The sequence below is a fragment of the Gordonia sp. KTR9 genome, assembly GCF_000143885.2.
In the GTDB taxonomy this organism is placed as follows: Bacteria; Actinomycetota; Actinomycetes; order Mycobacteriales; family Mycobacteriaceae; genus Gordonia.
This window is the reverse complement of record NC_018581.1, coordinates 2,934,525-2,952,747: the sequence shown is the minus strand read 5'-3', so window position 1 is coordinate 2,952,747 and position 18,223 is coordinate 2,934,525. Positions and strand designations below refer to the sequence as shown.

At 67.0% G+C, this 18,223-nt stretch carries 17 protein-coding genes; 7 read left to right on the top strand and 10 right to left on the bottom strand.

All coding sequences use genetic code 11. The features are described 5' to 3' along the window. Positions 1-21: 21 nt before the first annotated feature. The 4 genes from KTR9_RS14150 to KTR9_RS14135 form a co-directional block, all read right to left on the bottom strand. A complete protein-coding gene (locus KTR9_RS14150) occupies positions 22-1,317 on the bottom strand; it encodes an NtaA/DmoA family FMN-dependent monooxygenase (protein WP_014926929.1) in 1,296 nt (431 codons plus the stop codon). A gap of 58 nt (positions 1,318-1,375) precedes the next feature. After that, the gene (locus tag KTR9_RS26550) at positions 1,376-2,275 is read right to left on the bottom strand and encodes an LLM class flavin-dependent oxidoreductase (RefSeq protein ID WP_014926928.1); all 900 of its coding nucleotides are present in this window, start codon (positions 2,273-2,275) and stop codon (positions 1,376-1,378) included. 2 nt (positions 2,276-2,277) lie between these two features. Then, on the bottom strand, positions 2,278-3,528 hold the full coding sequence (locus KTR9_RS14140) for an acyl-CoA dehydrogenase family protein (RefSeq protein ID WP_014926927.1): 1,251 nt from the start codon (positions 3,526-3,528) through the stop codon (positions 2,278-2,280). A gap of 61 nt (positions 3,529-3,589) precedes the next feature. Then, entirely contained in the window at positions 3,590-4,789 is a 1,200-nt protein-coding gene (locus tag KTR9_RS14135) for a GNAT family N-acetyltransferase (RefSeq protein ID WP_014926926.1), read from the bottom strand. Positions 4,790-5,037: 248 nt separating this feature from the next. Here KTR9_RS14135 and KTR9_RS14130 point away from each other — a divergent pair, with 248 nt between their 5' ends. The 4 genes from KTR9_RS14130 to KTR9_RS14115 are packed head-to-tail and all read left to right on the top strand — an operon-like array spanning position 5,038 to position 10,316. Next, on the top strand, positions 5,038-6,630 hold the full coding sequence (locus tag KTR9_RS14130; protein WP_014926925.1) for an ABC transporter substrate-binding protein: 1,593 nt from the start codon (positions 5,038-5,040) through the stop codon (positions 6,628-6,630). Then, a complete protein-coding gene (locus KTR9_RS14125) occupies positions 6,630-7,706 on the top strand; it encodes an ABC transporter permease (protein ID WP_010842500.1) in 1,077 nt (358 codons plus the stop codon). The genes KTR9_RS14130 and KTR9_RS14125 overlap by 1 nt, the downstream gene beginning before the upstream one ends. A gap of 1 nt (position 7,707) precedes the next feature. Continuing rightward, positions 7,708-8,610 carry an ABC transporter permease gene (locus KTR9_RS14120; RefSeq protein WP_014926924.1) on the top strand — a complete coding sequence of 301 codons (903 nt, stop codon included), beginning with the start codon at positions 7,708-7,710 and terminating at the stop codon, positions 8,608-8,610. Then, positions 8,607-10,316: an ATP-binding cassette domain-containing protein gene (locus tag KTR9_RS14115; protein ID WP_014926923.1), complete on the top strand. Its 1,710-nt coding sequence runs from the start codon at positions 8,607-8,609 to the stop codon at positions 10,314-10,316. Before KTR9_RS14120 ends, KTR9_RS14115 begins: the two co-directional genes overlap by 4 nt. Positions 10,317-10,373: 57 nt before the next feature. Here the strand turns inward: KTR9_RS14115 and KTR9_RS14110 are convergent, their stop codons facing one another. Continuing rightward, on the bottom strand, positions 10,374-12,500 hold the full coding sequence (locus KTR9_RS14110; RefSeq protein ID WP_014926922.1) for an MMPL family transporter: 2,127 nt from the start codon (positions 12,498-12,500) through the stop codon (positions 10,374-10,376). Positions 12,501-12,608: 108 nt separating this feature from the next. Here KTR9_RS14110 and KTR9_RS14105 point away from each other — a divergent pair, with 108 nt between their 5' ends. Next, positions 12,609-13,049 carry a MarR family winged helix-turn-helix transcriptional regulator gene (locus KTR9_RS14105; RefSeq protein ID WP_014926921.1) on the top strand — a complete coding sequence of 147 codons (441 nt, stop codon included), beginning with the start codon at positions 12,609-12,611 and terminating at the stop codon, positions 13,047-13,049. Between the two features lie 13 nt (positions 13,050-13,062). On the opposite strand, the gene KTR9_RS14100 is transcribed toward KTR9_RS14105, so the two are convergent. Further along, a complete protein-coding gene (locus KTR9_RS14100) occupies positions 13,063-13,356 on the bottom strand; it encodes a hypothetical protein (protein WP_044506737.1) in 294 nt (97 codons plus the stop codon). Positions 13,357-13,543: 187 nt separating this feature from the next. On the opposite strand from KTR9_RS14100, the gene KTR9_RS14095 reads away from it, so the two are divergent. After that, complete coding sequence (locus KTR9_RS14095) at positions 13,544-13,984, top strand: acetyltransferase (RefSeq protein ID WP_044506735.1); 441 nt, start codon at positions 13,544-13,546, stop codon at positions 13,982-13,984. Positions 13,985-14,062: 78 nt separating this feature from the next. Here KTR9_RS14095 and KTR9_RS14090 read toward each other — a convergent pair whose 3' ends face one another. The 4 genes from KTR9_RS14090 to KTR9_RS14075 form a co-directional block, all read right to left on the bottom strand. Continuing rightward, positions 14,063-14,593, bottom strand: a complete 531-nt coding sequence (locus KTR9_RS14090; RefSeq protein ID WP_014926919.1) for a hypothetical protein — start codon at positions 14,591-14,593, stop codon at positions 14,063-14,065. A 104-nt stretch (positions 14,594-14,697) separates the two neighbouring features. Continuing rightward, a complete protein-coding gene (locus KTR9_RS14085; RefSeq protein ID WP_238553869.1) occupies positions 14,698-15,396 on the bottom strand; it encodes a PE-PPE domain-containing protein in 699 nt (232 codons plus the stop codon). Positions 15,397-15,768: 372 nt separating this feature from the next. Beyond that, a complete protein-coding gene (locus KTR9_RS14080; protein ID WP_044506733.1) occupies positions 15,769-16,557 on the bottom strand; it encodes an SDR family NAD(P)-dependent oxidoreductase in 789 nt (262 codons plus the stop codon). A 149-nt stretch (positions 16,558-16,706) separates the two neighbouring features. After that, a complete protein-coding gene (locus tag KTR9_RS14075; protein ID WP_044506732.1) occupies positions 16,707-17,084 on the bottom strand; it encodes a hypothetical protein in 378 nt (125 codons plus the stop codon). A gap of 163 nt (positions 17,085-17,247) precedes the next feature. On the opposite strand from KTR9_RS14075, the gene KTR9_RS14070 reads away from it, so the two are divergent. Continuing rightward, positions 17,248-18,135 carry a DUF5996 family protein gene (locus tag KTR9_RS14070; RefSeq protein WP_014926915.1) on the top strand — a complete coding sequence of 296 codons (888 nt, stop codon included), beginning with the start codon at positions 17,248-17,250 and terminating at the stop codon, positions 18,133-18,135. Positions 18,136-18,223 lie beyond the last annotated feature (88 nt).

The window sequence follows — 18,223 nt, the reverse complement described above, 5'->3', positions numbered from 1 at the left end:
CTCCTCGGGTTCGGCGAGAAGTCAGAGCGCCCAGACAGGAGTCGGTGACGCCGCCCGCAGATGCTCACGCAGGGTGTGGGTCTCGTACTCGTGCCGGAACAATCCGCGGCGGCGCAGAATCGGCACGAGCTCGTGCACGATCACGTCCAGGCCGTCGACGAGGACATCCGGCTGCAGATTGAAGCCGTCGATCGCGCCGGAATGGAACCAGTCCTCGATGTGATCGGCCAGCTGGTCCGGCGTCCCGACGAAACCGGCATGTCCGGAACCGGTGTAGCGCGTCTGTGTGAGATATTCCCGCACCGTCGGGTTCGTCCGCCTGATCTGGGCCACGATCGATTCCCGGAAACCCACACTGCCGGTAAAGGTCTGGAGGTCCACCGGGGCGGCCAGCACGTCTTCGGGGAACGGTTCGTCGAGTTCGAGCTTGGCGGCGTCATAGCCGATGGCCTGCGACAGCCATCCGAGCGAGTACGACGCGGGGCCGCGGTCGTGCAGCTCGTCGCTTCGCCGACGAGCCTCCTCTTCCGTGCTCCCCAGGGACAGCAGCAATCCCGGGAGGATCTTGACGTCGTCGGGGGAGCGACCCGCGGCACGGGCCAGCCCCTTGACCAGCCGGTAGTGTTCGATTGCCTTGTCCCGTGTCAGTTCGGCGGCGAACACTCCTTCGGCCACCCGTCCCGCCAGTGCGCGGCCCTTGGCCGAGCCGCCGGCCTGGAAGAGTACCGGATAGCCCTGCCGGGAGGGCGGCACGCGAAGCTGCGCATCCACCGAGAAGAAGTCGCCCCGATGGTGCACCTCCTGTCCGGTCACAGCCGAATCCCACAGCGCGCGAACGACGTCGACGAACTCGGCGGCACGTTCGTACCGGTCGTCGCGGAGCGGGACGTCGGGCAGGCCGAAGTTGCGGGCCGGCGCCGTGCCACGGCTGGTGACGATGTTCCATGCGGCGCGGCCACCCGACGCGTGGTCGAGGGACAACAGCCGTTCGGCGAGTTCGACGGGGTCGTTGAACGTCGTCGAGGCCGTCGACACCAGTCCCACGTTCTCGGTGACCCCGGCGACATAACCCCAGTTCACCGTCGGCTCGAGGTGCGCGGGGTTGGCGTCGTGGGCGGGATCGCCGAGGGCCGGGACGTCGGCGAGGAACAAGGCGTCGAGGGTGCCGCGCTCGGCGGCCGCCCGGATCCGCCGCCAGTACGCGGGGTCGACGAAGGACAAGGCGTCGAGTTCCGGCGACTGCCACGCGGCGGGTAGGTAGCCGAGGACCAGCACGTTGATCCCGAGGATGACGTGTCCGTCGCGGCGCTCGGTCATGGGTACTCCTGAGGATTGTGTCGGGGTGCCGGCGTCGGACCGGGCTCGTCGGTGGCGACTACAGCCACGGATGGGGCTGGGGTACAGCGAAAGCCGGCCGACCGCGGTCGCGCGGGGGTGCCGGCAGGGAGAGGGCCGCGCGCAGGGGCTGCGACCGTTCGGTGGCACGAGCACCGTCGGCCAACCACCGGCGCGCGGTGGACAGCAACTCGGTGAGGTCTGTGTCGGCGCGGGACGCGAGGACGACGCCCGTCGCGTCGCCGGGGAGTGGCTCACCTGGTTCCACGACGCGGACCGGGCCGTTTCCGCCGATCACGAGGTCGACCGCGTCGTCCGCCTCGGGGTCGTGCTCTCCGGCGGCGTACCACCCGATGACGGACGGGCCGTGCGGCGGCTCTGGGACCGTCAGTGGGCCGGCGATCCGGAAGACGCCCTCGACGTCGACGTGTTCGATCTCGTCCGAGCGTACGAAGATCCCCGACTCGCGGTCGCCCACCACCGAGTCCAGTTGCCAGCTACGTTCCAAGGCCCGCACCGCTCGGGCCGCGGCGACCGCGCGACCCGCCGGGGACGTGTCTGCAGCTACCCCGCCGGTGGACACCGACCACGGGTCCCCGGACGCGCCCGCGTGATCTTCGGGTCCGAAGACCACCCCGCTCCGTCCGGTCGACAGGTGACCGAGGGATGCAACGCGACGGGCGAGGTTGTACGGGTGATCACGACGAGGCGGTGCGGGAACGAGGACTCGCGCAGCCACGGTGCGCGCCAGAAGGACTGCCGCGGCAGCACTCCCGTCGACGATGACCTCAGTGGGACCGGAACGGCCGTCGAGCCGGTCGATCCCGAGGATGGAGAACGCCAGCGGAAGGTCGTCCCACTCGGCCCTCAGCTGCGGATCGTCGAGCAGCCGCAGAACCGCCGTGCCGGTCAGCCCGAGTGCGAGGTAGGGCTCGGCCATCGTCAGTTGCCCTGTCCACCGCGACCGGCGGCGAAGAGGTCGGGCACCGGATCGGCGCCGTTCACCACCCAGTCCCCGAGGATGCGTGCCTTGTATACACGCGGATTGTGCGATGCGAGGGTCCGCGCATTGCGCCAATGTCGGTCGAGCAACGTGGTGGTCGAGACGCCGGATGCCCCGAGTGCGTCGAACACGGTGGTCGTGGCGTCCAGCGCGGCGTCGATGATCACCAGCTGAGCCTGGTCGGTGGCCACCTGGGAAGTCCGGACTCGCAGTGCGCGCTCGTCGGCGTCGCCGGCAGCGTGAGCGATGGCGAGGCGATCCAACTCGCGTGCGGTCTGCCGCAGAGCCGCCTCCGCGGCGAATGCATGCGCCGACACGCTGCCGATGACCTGCAGCAGCTGGGGATCCGAGGCAGGCACCGGGTCGAGACCATGGGGGTAGTTGCGCCCGCGCGAGCGCAGGGCGATCACGCCGTCGCGCAAGGCCGCACGGATGATCCCGGTCAGGACCGCGAGTATCGCGACCTGGTAGAAGTGCCCCTGGTACACGAACCGCTCGGCGACCGGGAAGACGTTCCCGTCCTCGGCCGGCACGTCGATGTAGTTCGCGCTGCCGCTCGCGGTGGTCTGTTGCCCGAAACCGGTCCAGTCGTCGACGAGTTCGACGCCGGGGTGGTCGCGGCGGACGAGGGCGGTGAGCAGTGCTCCGTCGTCGGTCCGGCCGATGACGTCGAGCCAGTCGGCGAACAGGCTGCCGGTCGCGTAGAACTTCGCCCCGGTCACGCGGTACTGATCGCCGTCGGGCCGGATGGTCGTGGCCATCGCGGCGAGGGTGCCGTTGTTGGCCTCCGTCCAACCGCCGCCCACGAACTCGCCGGCCAGGAATCTGTCGATCCACCGGTCGTTGGCGGCCGATTGCGGTGCGTTGAGCCGGTCCTCGACGAACGCGAGGTGGTTGCGCCAGACGTGGGCCACGTTGGCGTCGGCCTCGGCCAGTGAGGCGAGGAGCGCGAAGGTCTGCTCGAGCGATGCGCCCAGTCCGCCCTGCTCGACGGGGATACGGATCCGGCCCAGGCCCGCGGCCTTGAGCCACGACACCTGGTCGTGGGCGAATTCGCGGTGGCGCTCGCGGTCGATGTTGCCCGCGGCGATGCGTTCGAAGATCGGGGTGAAGCGTTCGTCCAGTTCGGTGTCGGTTGCCGTTGCGGGCTGCAGGTACACCGGCGCGGTCGGCGCCACGGTGTCGGTCATGTGCTCACTGCTTTCTTGTCGGGAGTCTGTCGGGGAACGGGTTCCGGTATCGGCATCGGCCTCAGAACGAGGTTCCGGAGAAGGGCAGCCGGTCGGTGCCGAACAGCACGTCGAGACGACGGATCGCGTCGTCTCGGTGCACGGTGACCCGGCCGACCGCGGCGAGTTGACGCCAGCGGGTGCCGCCGAGGTAGGTGGCGCCGAGCGCGGACACGTCGACCGTGACATCCGGCCGGGCGTCGGTGCGCCGCACAGATTTCGAGCCGATCTCGTAGATGCCGGAGTTGGACGGCAGTTGCGGATCGACGACGGCGACGCTCACCGGGTCCTCCTCGGCGTATGCCCGTGCACCGAGCGCCGCCTCGACGTCGATGAGTCGAAGCCAGGTCTCGTCGCGTTCCGGCCCGAGCGTGAGGGACCGGCGGTCGTCGACCGCGACCACGATCGGATCGTCAAGTGGGACAGCCGCGATGTCGATGACGTCCACGAGGTCGAGCGAGAGCAGGTGCCGCCACAGGCCGGCCCGTGCCGAGTCGTTCGCGGCGACGAAGTCGGTGACCGTGATCGTCCGTTCGCTGCTCTCGAACCAGTGGTCGGAGCCCTCGGGGCGGTAGATGACGAAGCCGTCGTCCACGTCTCCGGTGCGATGCACCGCTACGTGGACGGAGGCCGGATCACCCGCACGACGCAGACGCTGGAGTTCCCACCACGGCTCGGGGAGACCGATCGAGCCCGGCGACTCGACGAGCCCGGCGATATCTCGCAGCCGGCTGGTGGTCACCGCGTCGTCGACGAGGACGATCCGGCCTCCCTCCGGATGTGTGGGTCGGAGACGGGCACGCCGGGCATCCACCCGCACCGAGCGGGCGCTGCTCGCCACTCCGTAGCCGAAGCGCTCGTAGATGACCGCCTCCGACGCGCGCAGCGTCGCTACGACCTCTCCACGGCGTGCGAGGTCGTCGAACTGCGCTGCGAGCAGCCGTCTGAGCACGCCGCGGCGCCGGTGCGTCGGCAGCACGCCGACGTGCGTCACGGCGGCGTGGGGTACCCGGGTGCCGCCGGGGACCACGAGATACCCGCTGTAGGAGTCGGTTCCGCCGATCACCCGGCCCTCGTCGAGCGCGCCGATGTACCGCCCGGGGTCGGTGATCGTGGCGGCGTCGAGAGTCAACGGCGGTAGTCCCACCATGGAGCGGAAGAAGGCGCCGAGCGCCGACCGCACTTCCTCTGGCGTCGACAGGTTCCGGATCTCGAGGGTCACTCGCCCGAGTATCGGCGTGCGGGCGATGGAAATCGACTGTTTCGCGCGCCGAGATTCGATTGTCCAGATTGGGAATCATAGTGTGTGGCAACCGAAGATGAGACGCCAACCAGGCCCATATTCCTTCTGCCCGACATCGGATCGCGTTGAATCGAAGACATGCCGAAGAACGCGCCCGCCCCGTAGCGTCGTCCCCCGACGTGCGCTGGCGATCGCGGCGCACCCCTTCGAGGAACGGCCACAGCACCATGCTCATCGAACGGATCCGTCGTCGCGGCGTCATCGTTGCCGCCCTGACACTGTCGGTCGCCGTCATCGCGACCGCCTGCGGAGGAGGAGGTGATTCGATCTCCTCGAAGAACCCCACCGACACCTTGGTGGTCGGTCTCTACACGGAACCGACGGCGATCGACCCGCAGCGCGAGTATTTCTGGGAGACCTTCCGCGCGTCACGGAACATCTACGAGCCGCTGGTGCAGGAGGTGCTGTCGAGCGACCAGGGCGTCACGGAGTTGGCACCGGGGCTCGCGACCGCGTGGCGACACACTCCCGACGCCACCACCTGGACATTCGACCTCCGACGCGGAGTGAAGTTCCACGACGGAACGGACTTCGACGCTGCCGCACTCGACTTCAACGTCAAGCGGTTCACCGACCCCGGCTTCGAGTTCTACGACGAGAAGAGTGCCGCGATGCTCAAGGCGCGCTTCAACGACCTCGAGAGCACCCGCATCGTCGACGATCACACCTACGAGTTCACGTTCAACCGCCCGTACCTGGGCTTTCCCCGTCTGCTCGCCCAGTCCATCGGTTCGCCGCTGATCTTCAGTCCCGCGGCCCTGCGGGAGTACGGCAACGACGGCCTGTCCGAGCATCCGACCGGCACGGGGCCGTATCGATTCGTCGAGCGCAAGATCAACGACCACATCACTCTCGATCGCTTCGACGGCTACTGGGGTGAGTCTCCCGCGCTCAAGCGCCTGGTGTTCCGCACCATCCCCAACAACCAGAGCAGGCTCGCCGCGTTCCAGAGTGGCGAGATCGACATCCTCACCCGAGTGCAGCCGACCGATGTCGAGTTGCTCGAACGGCAGGGCGCGGTGGTGCCGAAGGGGACCGGGGCGCAACTGGACTACGTGTCGTTCCTGTTCGGCAACAAGTGGGCGCAGAATCCCTCGGTGCGCGAGGCGGTCTCGCTCGCCATCGACCGGCAGGGTCTCGCCGACAACATCTACTCCGGTCACGCCCAGCCGTTGTGGTCGTTCCTCAATCCCGGCAACGAGGCATACGACGCGAACCTCCGGAACTACTCCTACGATCCCGAGCGTGCGCGAGCGGTGCTCACCGAGGCCGGCGTCGGGAACGGTCAGGTGTCGTTCAACATCATCGCCGACCTCGCGGGTCAGCCCGAGGCAGAGGCCATCTCGGCGAACTTGAAGGCCGTCGGGATCAACGCGCCGGTAGTCGCGCTCGAGCGCGGCAACTACTCGTCGCGCATCTCCAACCCGCAGCCCGACGACGGCTTCCATCTCGGCGAGTACGGCGGCACCTACCCGGAGTGGGCCCTCGAGGGATTCAACTCGACCGTTGTAGCCAATGGCGGTGAGCGCTACGTCGACTACCCGGCGATCACCCGTGCTCTCGACGCCGCGCGGTACACAGCCGATCCCGCTGTCCGGATCGCCAACTGGCAGAACGCCGACAAGGTCATCGCCGCCGATCACGCGGTGATCCCCACGGTGAACTTCACCCGCTACTACGCGATCTCGCCGCAGGTCCGCGGATTCGTCTGGCCGAACACGAACTGGTACGACCTCGGTCCGGTGTCGAAGGAGGGCTGATGTCGACGACCCTGTTCACGAACGAGACCGTCGCCCGGCCCGGACCGCCTCCGCCGCAGCCCGGAGAGCCGGTGGAGGAGCGGCCGGTCCGGTTGGCCACGATCCGTCGCGCGGCCCGAAGACACCGTCTCGCGCTCCGGATCTCGGGCCGCGTCCTCCTCCTCGTGCCGGTGCTGTTCGTCATCTCGATCCTGGTCTTCGTCCTCGGGAAGGCCAGTCCGGGTGATCCCGTCAAAGCGAGCCTGCACGGCGTGCTCTCGCCCGACGCGGTGGCCGACCTCCAGAAGGCCTTCGGACTGAACGACCCCGTGGTGGTCCAGTACCTCACGTGGCTGTCGAGTCTGTTCACCGACGGCGGTGGACGCTCGATCATCAACGGCTCGACAGTGTTCGACACCTTGGGTACGGCGTTCGGCAACACCCTCGTCCTCACCGCGGCCGCGGCGCTCGTGTTCGTGGTCTTCGGCGTGTTCATCGGGACGGTGGCTGCACTCAACCACAACCGGTTCGTCGACCGGGCGATCATGCTGCTCGTGCAGGTCGGCTCCAACCTGTCGGTGTACTGGTTCGGGCTGCTGCTGATCTGGCTGTTCGCCCTGGAGTGGAAGGTGCTGCCCGCCACCGGCATGCGTGACGCCTCGGGCGACGGGGGAGCCGGCGACCTGTTCCATCACCTCATCCTCCCGGCGTTCTCCGCCGCGCTCATCTCCATGCTGATCCTGGCGCGCTTCGCCCGTGCCGGGGTCATCGAGAGCATGGAGTCGGACTACATCCGGACGCTGCGCAGCCAGGGCATGCCGCGACGGCGGATCCTCGTCAAGCACGTGGGGCGCAATGTCGCGCCGATCATCGTCACCACCACCGGTCTCGAGGTCGGGACACTCCTCAGCGGTGCGGTGTTCGTCGAGTTCGTCTTCAGCTGGCCCGGTGTCGGCACCGACCTGATGAACGCCATCAGTGCGCACGACTATCCCGTCATCCAGGGCGGCGTCATGTTGGTCACCGTGGTGTTCGTCCTCGTCAACCTCGTCACCGATGTCGTCGGCGACCTACTCGATCCGCGCCTGAGGAGCTGACGTGACCCTGTCCGAGGAATCAGTCGACCGCACGGTCGACGCCGGCGTCCCGGTCCCTCGACGTCGGCCGCGGCGCCCGGCGTGGACCCATCACCGGCAACTCCTCGTCGCGGTGTCGGTGCTGGCGGCGGTCATCGTCGTATCGGTGCTGGCGCCGTGGATCGTGCCCCATGACCCCACCGTCGGCGATCCGGCGTCGCGGTACCTGACACCGGGCACCGAGGGTCATCTGTTCGGTACCGACGAGCAGGGTCGCGACATCTTGAGCCGCCTCATCTGGGGTGGTCGGGCGACGATCGGGCCGACCGCGATCGCCACCTCGGTCGCGGTCCTGATCGGGTCGGTGATCGGCCTGCTCACCGGATGGTCGCGATCGTGGCTGTCCTCGGCGGTCATGCGCATCACCGACATCCTGTTCGCCTTCCCCGTCGTCATCGTCGCGTTCGCACTGGCCGAGGTGATCGGGATGGGGGTCTGGGTGGTGGCCTCGGCGGTCGTCTTCGCAGCCGTCCCGTACGTCACGCGTATCGTGCACGCCGAGACGCGTCGGCAGCGTGAACTCGAATACGTCGACGCCGCAGTCGGTCTGGGAGCGTCGTCGTGGACGGTCCTGCGGTCGGAGATCCTGCCGAACGTCGGCGCGACCATCATCGTCTACTGGACCAGTCTGATCGGGATCCTGATCGTGTTGGCTTCGAGTCTCAGTGCACTCGGCATCGGCGTGCAGCCGCCGACCCCGGACTGGGGCCGGATGGTGGCCGAGGGCGCCAAGGTCCTGATCTCGGGAAGCCCGTTCGTGGCGATCGTCCCGGGTATCGCGATCCTCGTCGTCGGTCTGGCGTTCAACTGGCTCGGCGACGGATTACGTGACGTACTCGACCCGCGATGGAGTCCTCGACCATGACCGCCACCCACCACGATGTCGCCGCCCGCGCCACGGAGCCCGCTGCTTCGCTACTGCGCATCGATCACCTGTCGGTTCGCTTTCCCCACCGCGACGGCGGTGTGGACGCGGTCACCGACCTGAGTCTCGACTTGCCCGCCGACCATGTCCTGGCCCTTGTCGGGGAGTCGGGTTCGGGTAAGAGCGTCACCGCGTCCGCGATAGCCGGTCTGCTGCCGGCGAGTGCTCGGCCCGAGGTGACCGGATCGATCTCACTGGACGGGCGGCAGATCGTCGGTGCGCCGGAACGTCAACTGAACACACTGCGAGGCAGGAGAATCGGGACGATCTTCCAGAATCCGGCGACCTCGTTCGACCCGTCGTTCACGATCGGCAACCAGCTGATCGAGTTGATCAGACTGCACCGTCGGTCGAGTAGGGCGGACGCCCGCGAGCTGGCCGCGGAGTGGCTGGCGCGCGTGGGTATCCACGACGCAGCACGTGTCCTGGGCAGTTATCCGCACCAGCTCAGCGGTGGGATGCGGCAGCGGGTCATGATCGCCGCAGCCTGCCTGCCCGAGCCCGATCTGCTGATCGCGGATGAGCCGACGACCGCACTCGACCCGACCCTGTCGGTCCACATCCTGGACCTCATCGACGGCCTGCGCCGGGAGCTCGGCATGGCGGTACTGCTGGTGACCCACGACTTCGGCGTCGTCGCACGCCTGAGTGACTCGGTCGCGGTTCTCCGGCACGGCCGTCTCGTGGAGTACGGCGCCACGGCCGAGTTGCTCACAGATCCGCGACACCAGTACACGCGGCGGCTCATCTCGGCGGTTCCCGAACTCTCCGCCGACGCGCACCTCGGCGAGCGTGAGACATCCAGGCCCGCCACCGCCCCGGCCGCGGTGATCTCCGGGGTGTCGAAGGTGTTCCCCGCGACCGGCGGGCGAAGCGAGGATTTCGCGGCGCTGGACGACGTGTCGATTCGGGTGGACCGCGGACGCACACTCGGGCTGATCGGCGAATCCGGGTCCGGGAAGTCCACGCTCGCCCGCATTCTCGCCGGGATCGAACCGGCCTCCCGGGGATCGGCGACCATCCACCGCGACGGAGTCGAGATCGAGATCTCGCGACTGCGGGATGCCGAACGCGCACGGCACGTGCAACTGGTGTTCCAGGATCACGGGAGTGCGCTGAATCCGCGGATCCGGGTGAGCGGACAGATCTCGCGGCCCATCAGCCGGCTCGGGGTGGCTTCTGGTCCGGCAGCGCGTCGGCGTGCCGACGAACTCCTCGATCTCGTCGGACTCGATCCCTCGGTCATCGGCGACCGATACCCTCACCAGCTGTCCGGCGGGCAACGCCAGCGGGTCGGCATCGCCCAGGCGCTCGGGGTCGAGCCGGCCCTGGTGATCCTGGACGAACCGACGTCGGCTCTGGACGTCACGACTCAGGACGAGATCCTCGAACTCCTCGCGGACCTGCGGTCGACGACATCGGTCGACTACGTGCTCATCGCTCACGACCTCGCCGTCGTACAGGCTTTTGCCGACGATGTCGTGGTTCTGGACGGGGGACGGGTTGTCGACCGGTTCGAGGCGCGTGACTTCCGTGCTCCGGACCGCGATCCCGTCACACGTCGTCTCGTCGACGCGGTGCTGTCGCCGAGACCGCGGTCGCCGCGGCCGGCTGTTCATGTGGACAAGGTGCTGCCGGTCCGCTGATCGCTGGACCGGCAGCACCGACCGCCGACGGGAACTCGCGCCGCTGTCGTGGTATCCCTACGGGCCCACCAGCTCCTTGTCTTCCGGCACGTCCTCTTTCTTGGCCAGCGCACTCGGCCACCACACCGGTCGGCCGATGTCGTAGACGAGCGCGGGGACCAGGAGCGTCCGCACGATCAGTGCGTCGAGGAGAACGCCGAAGGCGACGATGAACGCGATCTGCGCCAGGAAGATCAGCGGAATGACTGCCAGCGCCGAGAACGTCGCGGCGAGGACCACACCTGCGGAGGTGATGACTCCGCCGGTCACGGTGAGTCCACGGAGAACACCTCGGCGCGTGCCGATCTGGAGTGCCTCCTCACGGACGCGGGTCATCAGGAAGATGTTGTAGTCGATGCCCAGCGCCACCAGGAACACGAACGCGAACAGCGGTACGACCGGATCTGCGCCGGGGAACCCGAGGATGTGGTTGAACACGATCGACGAGATTCCCAGCGTCGCGGCGAAGCTCAGGATCACGGTGGCCATCAGGAGGATCGGGGCCACGATCGCGCGGAGGAGCGCACACAGGATGAGCAGCACCACGATGCTGACGATCGGGATGATCAGATTCCGGTCGTGGATGGCCGTCGTCTTGGTGTCGAGGTCGACCGCCGTCGGGCCACCGACGAGCGCATCGGCGCCGTTCACGTTCCCGACCGCGTCGCGAAGTTGCCCGATGGTCTCCTCGGCGGCCAATGAATCAGCCGGGTCCGTCAAGGTCGCCTGAAGTGCGACCCGTCCGTCGACGGTCTTGGGTGCGCCCCCCGGGTCGGTGACCGGAACGACCTCGGCCACGCCCTCGACGTTCGCTGCGGCGGTCTGAACCTGTTGCCACGATGCGCCGTTGGCGATGATGACCGCGGGCGAACCGTCCCCGGCGTCGAAGTGGGCGGTGAGTACCTCTTGGCCCTCTTGCGACTCCACCGGCACGAGGAAGGTGTCGGACTGCGCGACGCCGTCGGCCTTGAACTGGGGGAGGAACAACGCGAAGAAGACCAGAAGCAGCGTGGTGGCCACCCAGAAGCGGCGGGGGTGTCGCCCGATCCGGTTCGCCAGGGCGCCCCAGAAACGATGGTTGCTGCTGTCGTCTCGCTGCGCCGAGTCGGGATCGAGGACCGGACGCTTCGGCCAGAATGCGGTGCGTCCCAGCAGTGTCAGAGCCGCGGGAAGGAATGTCATCGAGGCCAGGAAGGACGCCGCGATACCGATGGCCGCTACCGGGCCGAGTCCGCGGTTGGAATTCAGGTCCGACAGCAGCAGGCACAGGACTCCGGCGATGACCGTGCCGGCGGAGGCCGCGACCGGCTCGAGAGTGGCGCGCCACGCGGCCTTTATCGCGTCGTACTTGTCGTCGGTCACGCGTAGTTCTTCTCGATAGCGGGACACCAGTAGCAGGGCGTAATCCGTCGCCGCACCGAACACCAGGATGAAGAGGATGCCCTGGCTCTGACCGTTGAGGGTCAGCACGTCGTTCGAGGCGAGTACGTAGACCAGCAGGCTCGCGAGTCCGAGCGCGAACACGGCGGACACGATGACGACGAACGGGAGAATGGGACTGCGGTACACCACGATCAGGATCAGGATCACGACCGCACCGGCAACCAGTAGCAGCAGGCCGTCGATTCCGCCGAATGCGATGGTGAGATCGCCGGCGGTGCCCGCGGGCCCGGTCACGTACAGCGACAGCCCCTCGGGCGGGCCGTTCGCGAGTTCCGCACGCAGCGCCTCGATGCTCCCCGATACCTCGCCCGAGGAGTCCACGGGCACGATCATCTGGATGGCCTGACCGTCCTGAGAGCGGATCGGCGGCGACGTTCGTTCAGAGATCCCGTCGGTGCCGGCCACCGTGGCCACGGCGTCGGACACGAACGCGAGGTCGGCGTCGGTGATGCCGCTTGTACGTTCGGCGACGACCACCGCCGGGATCTCAGAGGAGTCGACGAAGTCGGCTTCGAGTCGGGAGACCTCGGTGGCCTCGGCGGATGCGGGTAGGAACGAGGTGTTGTCGTTGGCCTGCACGTCGCCGAGTTTCCCGGCGAACGGCCCGCCGACGGAGCCCAGGGCCAGCCATCCGATGACCAACAGGGCTGGCAGAATCCATCGCAGGCGACTGACTCGCCGAGAAGGGGTGGGTGGGTTCACGGGGCTTCCGTTCGTTGGTTGCGGCGGGCCGGGGACAGCACCATGATGTTCAGCAGGCTGAACAATTGCAAGTCTGTGTGATGTGACAACGAGAATCGGCAGGACACGATGGACGACGGGATGGACGGGTGGCCGACCGGCCGGCTGCTGTCGGCGGCGGCGAGACTTGTCGAGCATGCCTGGGAGGCCGTGCTGCGGGAGTATCACATCTCCAGCGCCGGACTCGTCGTACTGCACGTGTTGAGCGCCGGGCCGGCCACCCAGCGCGAGATCGCCAAGAAGGCGAGGGTGACCGACCAGACGGCGAGCCGCACCATCGAACGACTGGAACGCATGGGTTATGTGCAACGCCAGATCGACCCCGACGACGAGCGCCGCAAGCACGTGAGCTCGACGCCGGCCGGGAGCGAGGTCTATCACGCCCTGCTCGAGCGCGAGCGAACCGATCCGGCACTGATCGCGTCCATCGGTGAATCCGAACCGGAGCTCCGCCGGTTGCTACTCGAATTGATTCGCGTGCAACAGGATCGGGGCGCGGGTTCACCATGACGCGGGGCTGGGCTCAGCCGGCGTCGCGGGCGGCTTCGAGTCCGGCGACGAGCGCGTCGACCTTGGCGCGGTTGTCGGCAGACGTCATCAGGCCGACGAACGGCGGACGCGAGAAGGTGAGAGTGACCTGGAGGAGTTGTTCGCGTTCGCCGCCGAACAGCTTCTTCCGCCGGTCGATCTCCGTGATCTCCGCGGAGACGAACGAGGCCGCCGGCAACCGGGTCTTCGATGTGCCACCCCGGAGTTTTTCGAACCAGTCCCCGTCGAGCACGACCGTTTCATTCGACAGACCATGGATCTCGAGCACCTGTTACCCCTCGTCCCTGCGGATGTGTCGTCATCACGATATCCGGCGCGACCGTCGACGCCGAGGTTTGCGGGAGATCGTATTACGTTGTCCTGCGACGGCGGCGCCCGCTACAGTGCCGACCGTGCTTGACCGACCACATCGGCGACCCCTTCGCTCACCGGCAGAAACCCCGGCGGCGGGTGGGGTGAAACTACGACCGTCCGAGCCGAGCGACACCGACCGTCTCGTGGCCGTGTGGCGTTCGGCGGTCGAGGCGACGCATCATTTCCTCAGCCCCGCGGACATCGACGGCTTTGCGGATCGACTCGCGCGGGACTTCTTCCCGGCGGTGGAGCTGGTCGTCGCGGAGGTCGACGGGGTCGTCGTGGGCTTCAGTGGAACCGCCGACAACCGGCTCGAGATGTTGTTCGTCGACTCGGCCGCCCACGGGCGGGGCGTCGGCACGGCGCTGCTCGATCATGCGGTCGAACACGCGGGCATCGACGAGCTCGACGTCAACGAACAGAATCCGGGTGCGGTGGAGTTCTATCGCCGCAGAGGGTTCGAACAAGTGGGACGCTCGCCTCTCGATTCCGACGGCCGGCCGTTCCCGCTGCTGCACCTTCGGCGGCCCGGGATTTCGTAGCACTAGTCGGCGCCATATCCCCACTGTCACTACAAGATCGGGCGGCTCACCATCGGCGACCGTCAACGCCGGCCGGCGTCAGGAGTCGTGACGCCGGTCCTTCTTGGTCTGACGGCGCGCGCCGGCCGCGATGGTCGACGCCTCGTACTTCTTCCGGCCCGGCGAATCGCGCGTGTCGTCCGTACGGATTCGTCCCGACGAGTTCACCTTGCCCTTACCGTCGCTCGCGTTCTTGCGCGGTTTGCCGCCCTTGCCCGACACTGGTTCATCGTTACGCGCGCGTGCCAGTCTTTCGGCCTTCAACTCGAGCGCGGCGTCGCGGGAGACCCGAGCCAGTCGCCGACTCACTCGACTCAGCGCGTCCTCGAACACCTCGGCTTTCGCGGCGTTCCGGACATTCGCCGCCTTGGCGCTGCCACGGCCGCCCTTGGCCTTGACCTTCTCCGCTCCCGCGCGGCGATACAAGGTGACGTGTTTGTTGCGTGCGCGGCGGATGCGGGAATGGAGGTCGATCAGCCCGTCCTCGTCGAGCCCGGCCATCTGGGACTTCTTGGTCTCACGGACGAGAAGATAGTCGCTCTCGGACAGAGAATTCAGAGTCTTCTTCATGCCGGTCCTCGCTCACCACATCGTCCGATTGTGCACTGATGGTAGATCTCGGCGTCCGTTTCGACGTCGGTTTCCACCTGATCCACGCGAGATGGTTGCCGGGGTCAGGTGCCCGAGGGTGCTGGTGGATCCCCCATCGGCCGGTCGTAGGCCCTCTCGACCTCTGGGCGAAGTCGGGCGTCCTCGACCGCTTTTCGGGCGGCGGTTGTCCACATCTGCGTGACCATCGGCAGGTAGTAGGTGGCCGGCGACCCGAGGATGTAGGTGACGTTGCCTTCGACGAAGGTCTTGTTGGCCGGATCGTCGAGCCCGATCATGCTGTAGTCGTTGTGGACGGGTCGGCCTTCGCCCTGTCCGCCAACAGAGTTCGACGCGCTGTGGTTGCGACGAGCAGCGTCGGTCATCAGATCACGATTGGGTGCGTCGGCCCAGTAGTCGTACTGTCTCGCAACGACCTTGACGGTGTACCGGGTGTCATCGGGGAAGTTGTTCCCGCCATAGTCGGCCCGGCATCCGCCTTGATTGGCGCAGCCGTTGTACTTCGATTCGAGATCACCGGTCAGCACGAACATCACTGTGGCGGGGTCGATGTCGCTGGTCGGTCCGTATGTGCGTAGCCAGTCGTCTTGAACTTGCGCACCCTGACTGTGGCCCACCACGATCTTCCGCCCTGGGATCTCGTGCAGCATCTCGTTGAGCTTGTCTCGTCCGCGGTGGGTGTTCGTCGCGCCCGGGAAGTTGTTGTACGGCACGTTCACAACGTGATTCGGTGCTGCGAACAGCTCCCCGCGGAGCCAGTTCATCGGTAGCGACCGAAACGCCGGGTCCAGTGTCAGGACCGTGGCACCTCCAGGGCCCGGTGCCGCGCCGGCGACGACCGGCGACCATTGTCCGATCCCAATTGCCAGTATCAGGACCAGAATTACCCGCATATGTCGTTTCATCGTCTATTCGCCGCCTTGAGGTCTCACCACTGTCTATCACACCGAGAATTGACACCGGAACAAATGAAAATAGGGACGGCGGTCCGTATGAGCGCAATTCGCTGTCGTCGTGATTCCAATAGGCCTGATCGTCCACGATGACTCTTCCGGCTTCATGCCGGGCAACAGCTCGGTTGCCGCAGAAGCGGATGAGAGCCTGTCCGCAGCTGGTCAGGTGATCGACGCGATCGCCTAGTCGGCGGCCGTCGGTGCGAAATAGTCGATGACCGGTAGCAGTGTACGTACGGCAGCCGGCGCCACGGAGGTCGGACGGTGGGTGATCGCGCGGACGATCCACCGGCCGGCCTCGTCAACGCTGAGTGCCGGAGTGTTGTCGTATTCCGCTGTGGGCGAGATCATCTCGTTTCGTACGAGTGGAAAGTAGACGTTCGTCGCCCGAACGTGTGGGTGAGGGTTTTCCGCGTTGAGGCTCCGGCCGAAGATGGCCAGTGCGCTCTTCGACGCAGCGTAGGCCGAGAACCTGGGAAAGGTGTTCGCCATGATTCCCCACGTGCACACGTTGACGATGTGTCCTGACCGACGGTCGATCATGTCCGGCAGCAGGCCGAGAGACAGTTGGACGGGGGCGAGGTAGTTGAGACGGATGGTGCGCTGGTAGTCGTGCAACCGGTCGGTGGAGTCGACGATGGTTCGTCGGATCGAATGGCCCGCGTTGTTGACCAGTACGTCGACCGGTTCCTGTCGGAGTTCGTCGATCAATTCAGCGGTCGAGGCCTCGTCGGAAAGGTCGCAGAGTCTGTAGTCGCAGCCGGTCTCGTCGGACAGCTCGCTCAGTTCTTGCCGACGTCGTGCCACGGCCACCACATGCGCGCCGCGCGCGGTGAGCTGTCGTACGGATTCCCGTCCGATCCCCGCCGAGGCGCCGGTCACGACGACGGTGAGTCCACGAACACTGCGTCCTTCGCCGGCGATGGCCTCGGAAACTGCCCGAGGTAGCAGCGTGCGGCGCTGCAGTGCCATACCGACGCTCCTGCCGAGAACTGCCGTCAGATCAGTTCTGATCGTGCTCACCGGGTCTCCTCTTCTGATCACGTCAATGCCGCCCACCGGGGGATCGTGTCGACGACCTGACAGCGGCCCCGACCGGTCGCCGAGCCGCCTCTGGCCGCTCAGTCTCCTCCGCCACCCGAGCTTCCGCCGGAGGAATCAGAACCGCCGTCGCCCGACCAGCCGCCATCGAATCCGAACCAACCCGAGGACGAATCCGAGCTCTGGGCATGTCGACGCCGCCGCGTCGGCGTCGGACGCGGACCCTCCGGGTTCCCGAGCCCCGACCGGCCGACCGACGTCGGTTGATCCCGTCCGAACTCGCGGATCGCCGTAGGCAGCACGAGAGCAAAGACGAAGAGCACGGTGAGTACGACGATGATCAACCAGTCCGGTGCCCCGAGCAGCGCGGCAACCATGGTGCTCCCGATCGCGACGAAGACCAGAATCGCTCCCAACGTGATACGCGGCAATGTGCCCTCCTCGGTGATGGCGCACACGTAGCGTGGCGCCTCTGATCCCGACAGGTTAAGCGGTCCTTCGACCCTCCTGTTGCCGAACTCCACAGGTGGCAGGCGCCGCCGTGTAGCCATCACCCAGCCCCGACCTCGTGGGCATTCTGGGGCGCGCTCGTCGAGTTGACGCGTCCGGGATCATAGGGGCATGGAGACGCAATACGAGGCATGGCCCGCGCTACCGGTGGATTCGTGGATCGATACCAGGGACACAGTGCAGTTGTGGACCCAGATCGTCGGCAAGACGCGCCTGGCTCTCGGTCCGGAGGTCAATCACTGGTGGGGGGTGCCGTTGTATGTCGACGCGCGAGGACTCACCACATCGCTGATGGCCGTCGGAGGCCGCGGTCTCGAGATCCGCTTCGACTTCCTGGACCACGAATTGCTCCTCTTGGTGACCGACGGAACCACTCGTCGAATGAAGCTCGAACCTCGGACGGTGGCCGACTTCTACACCGAGTACACGTCCCACCTCACCGATCTGGGTTTCGACATCGACATCGTCGCGACCCCCGTCGAATTGCCCGAGGCGACCCCGTTCGCCGAGGACACCGCCCACTCGTCGTACGACGCAGAGGCCGTGTCGAGGTTCTGGCGGTCGCTCGTCAGTGCTCATCGTGTGTTGTCGACGTTCCGCGGCGAGTTCCGGGGAAAGTCGTCACCAGTGCACTTCTTCTGGGGCGCTTTCGATCTGGCTGTCACGCGTTTCTCGGGACGCAGTGCGCCGCAACATCCCGGTGGGGTGCCGAATTGTCCCGACTGGGTGATGCACGAGGCTTACAGCGACGAGGTGTCGAGCGCGGGATATTGGCCAGGGGGCGCCGAGGAGGGCGCCTTCTACGCATACGCGTACCCGCATCCCGAGGGCTACGACACCCACCCTGCGGTCGAGGCCCCGGCCCGCTGGGATGCCGCGCTGGGGGAATACGTTCTGCCGTATCACCTCGTGCGCCAAGCCGAGGATCCGGACGCCATGGTTCTGAACTTCCTTCGGCAAACCCATCAGGCGGCGGCGGAGACCGCGGGCTGGGAGTAGGCGCGGGCCAGGCCATCGACAGTCGGGACCGGACACCCGGACTTCGTTTCGTCGACGCGACTTCGGTCGAGGTCGCGTCGACGAAACG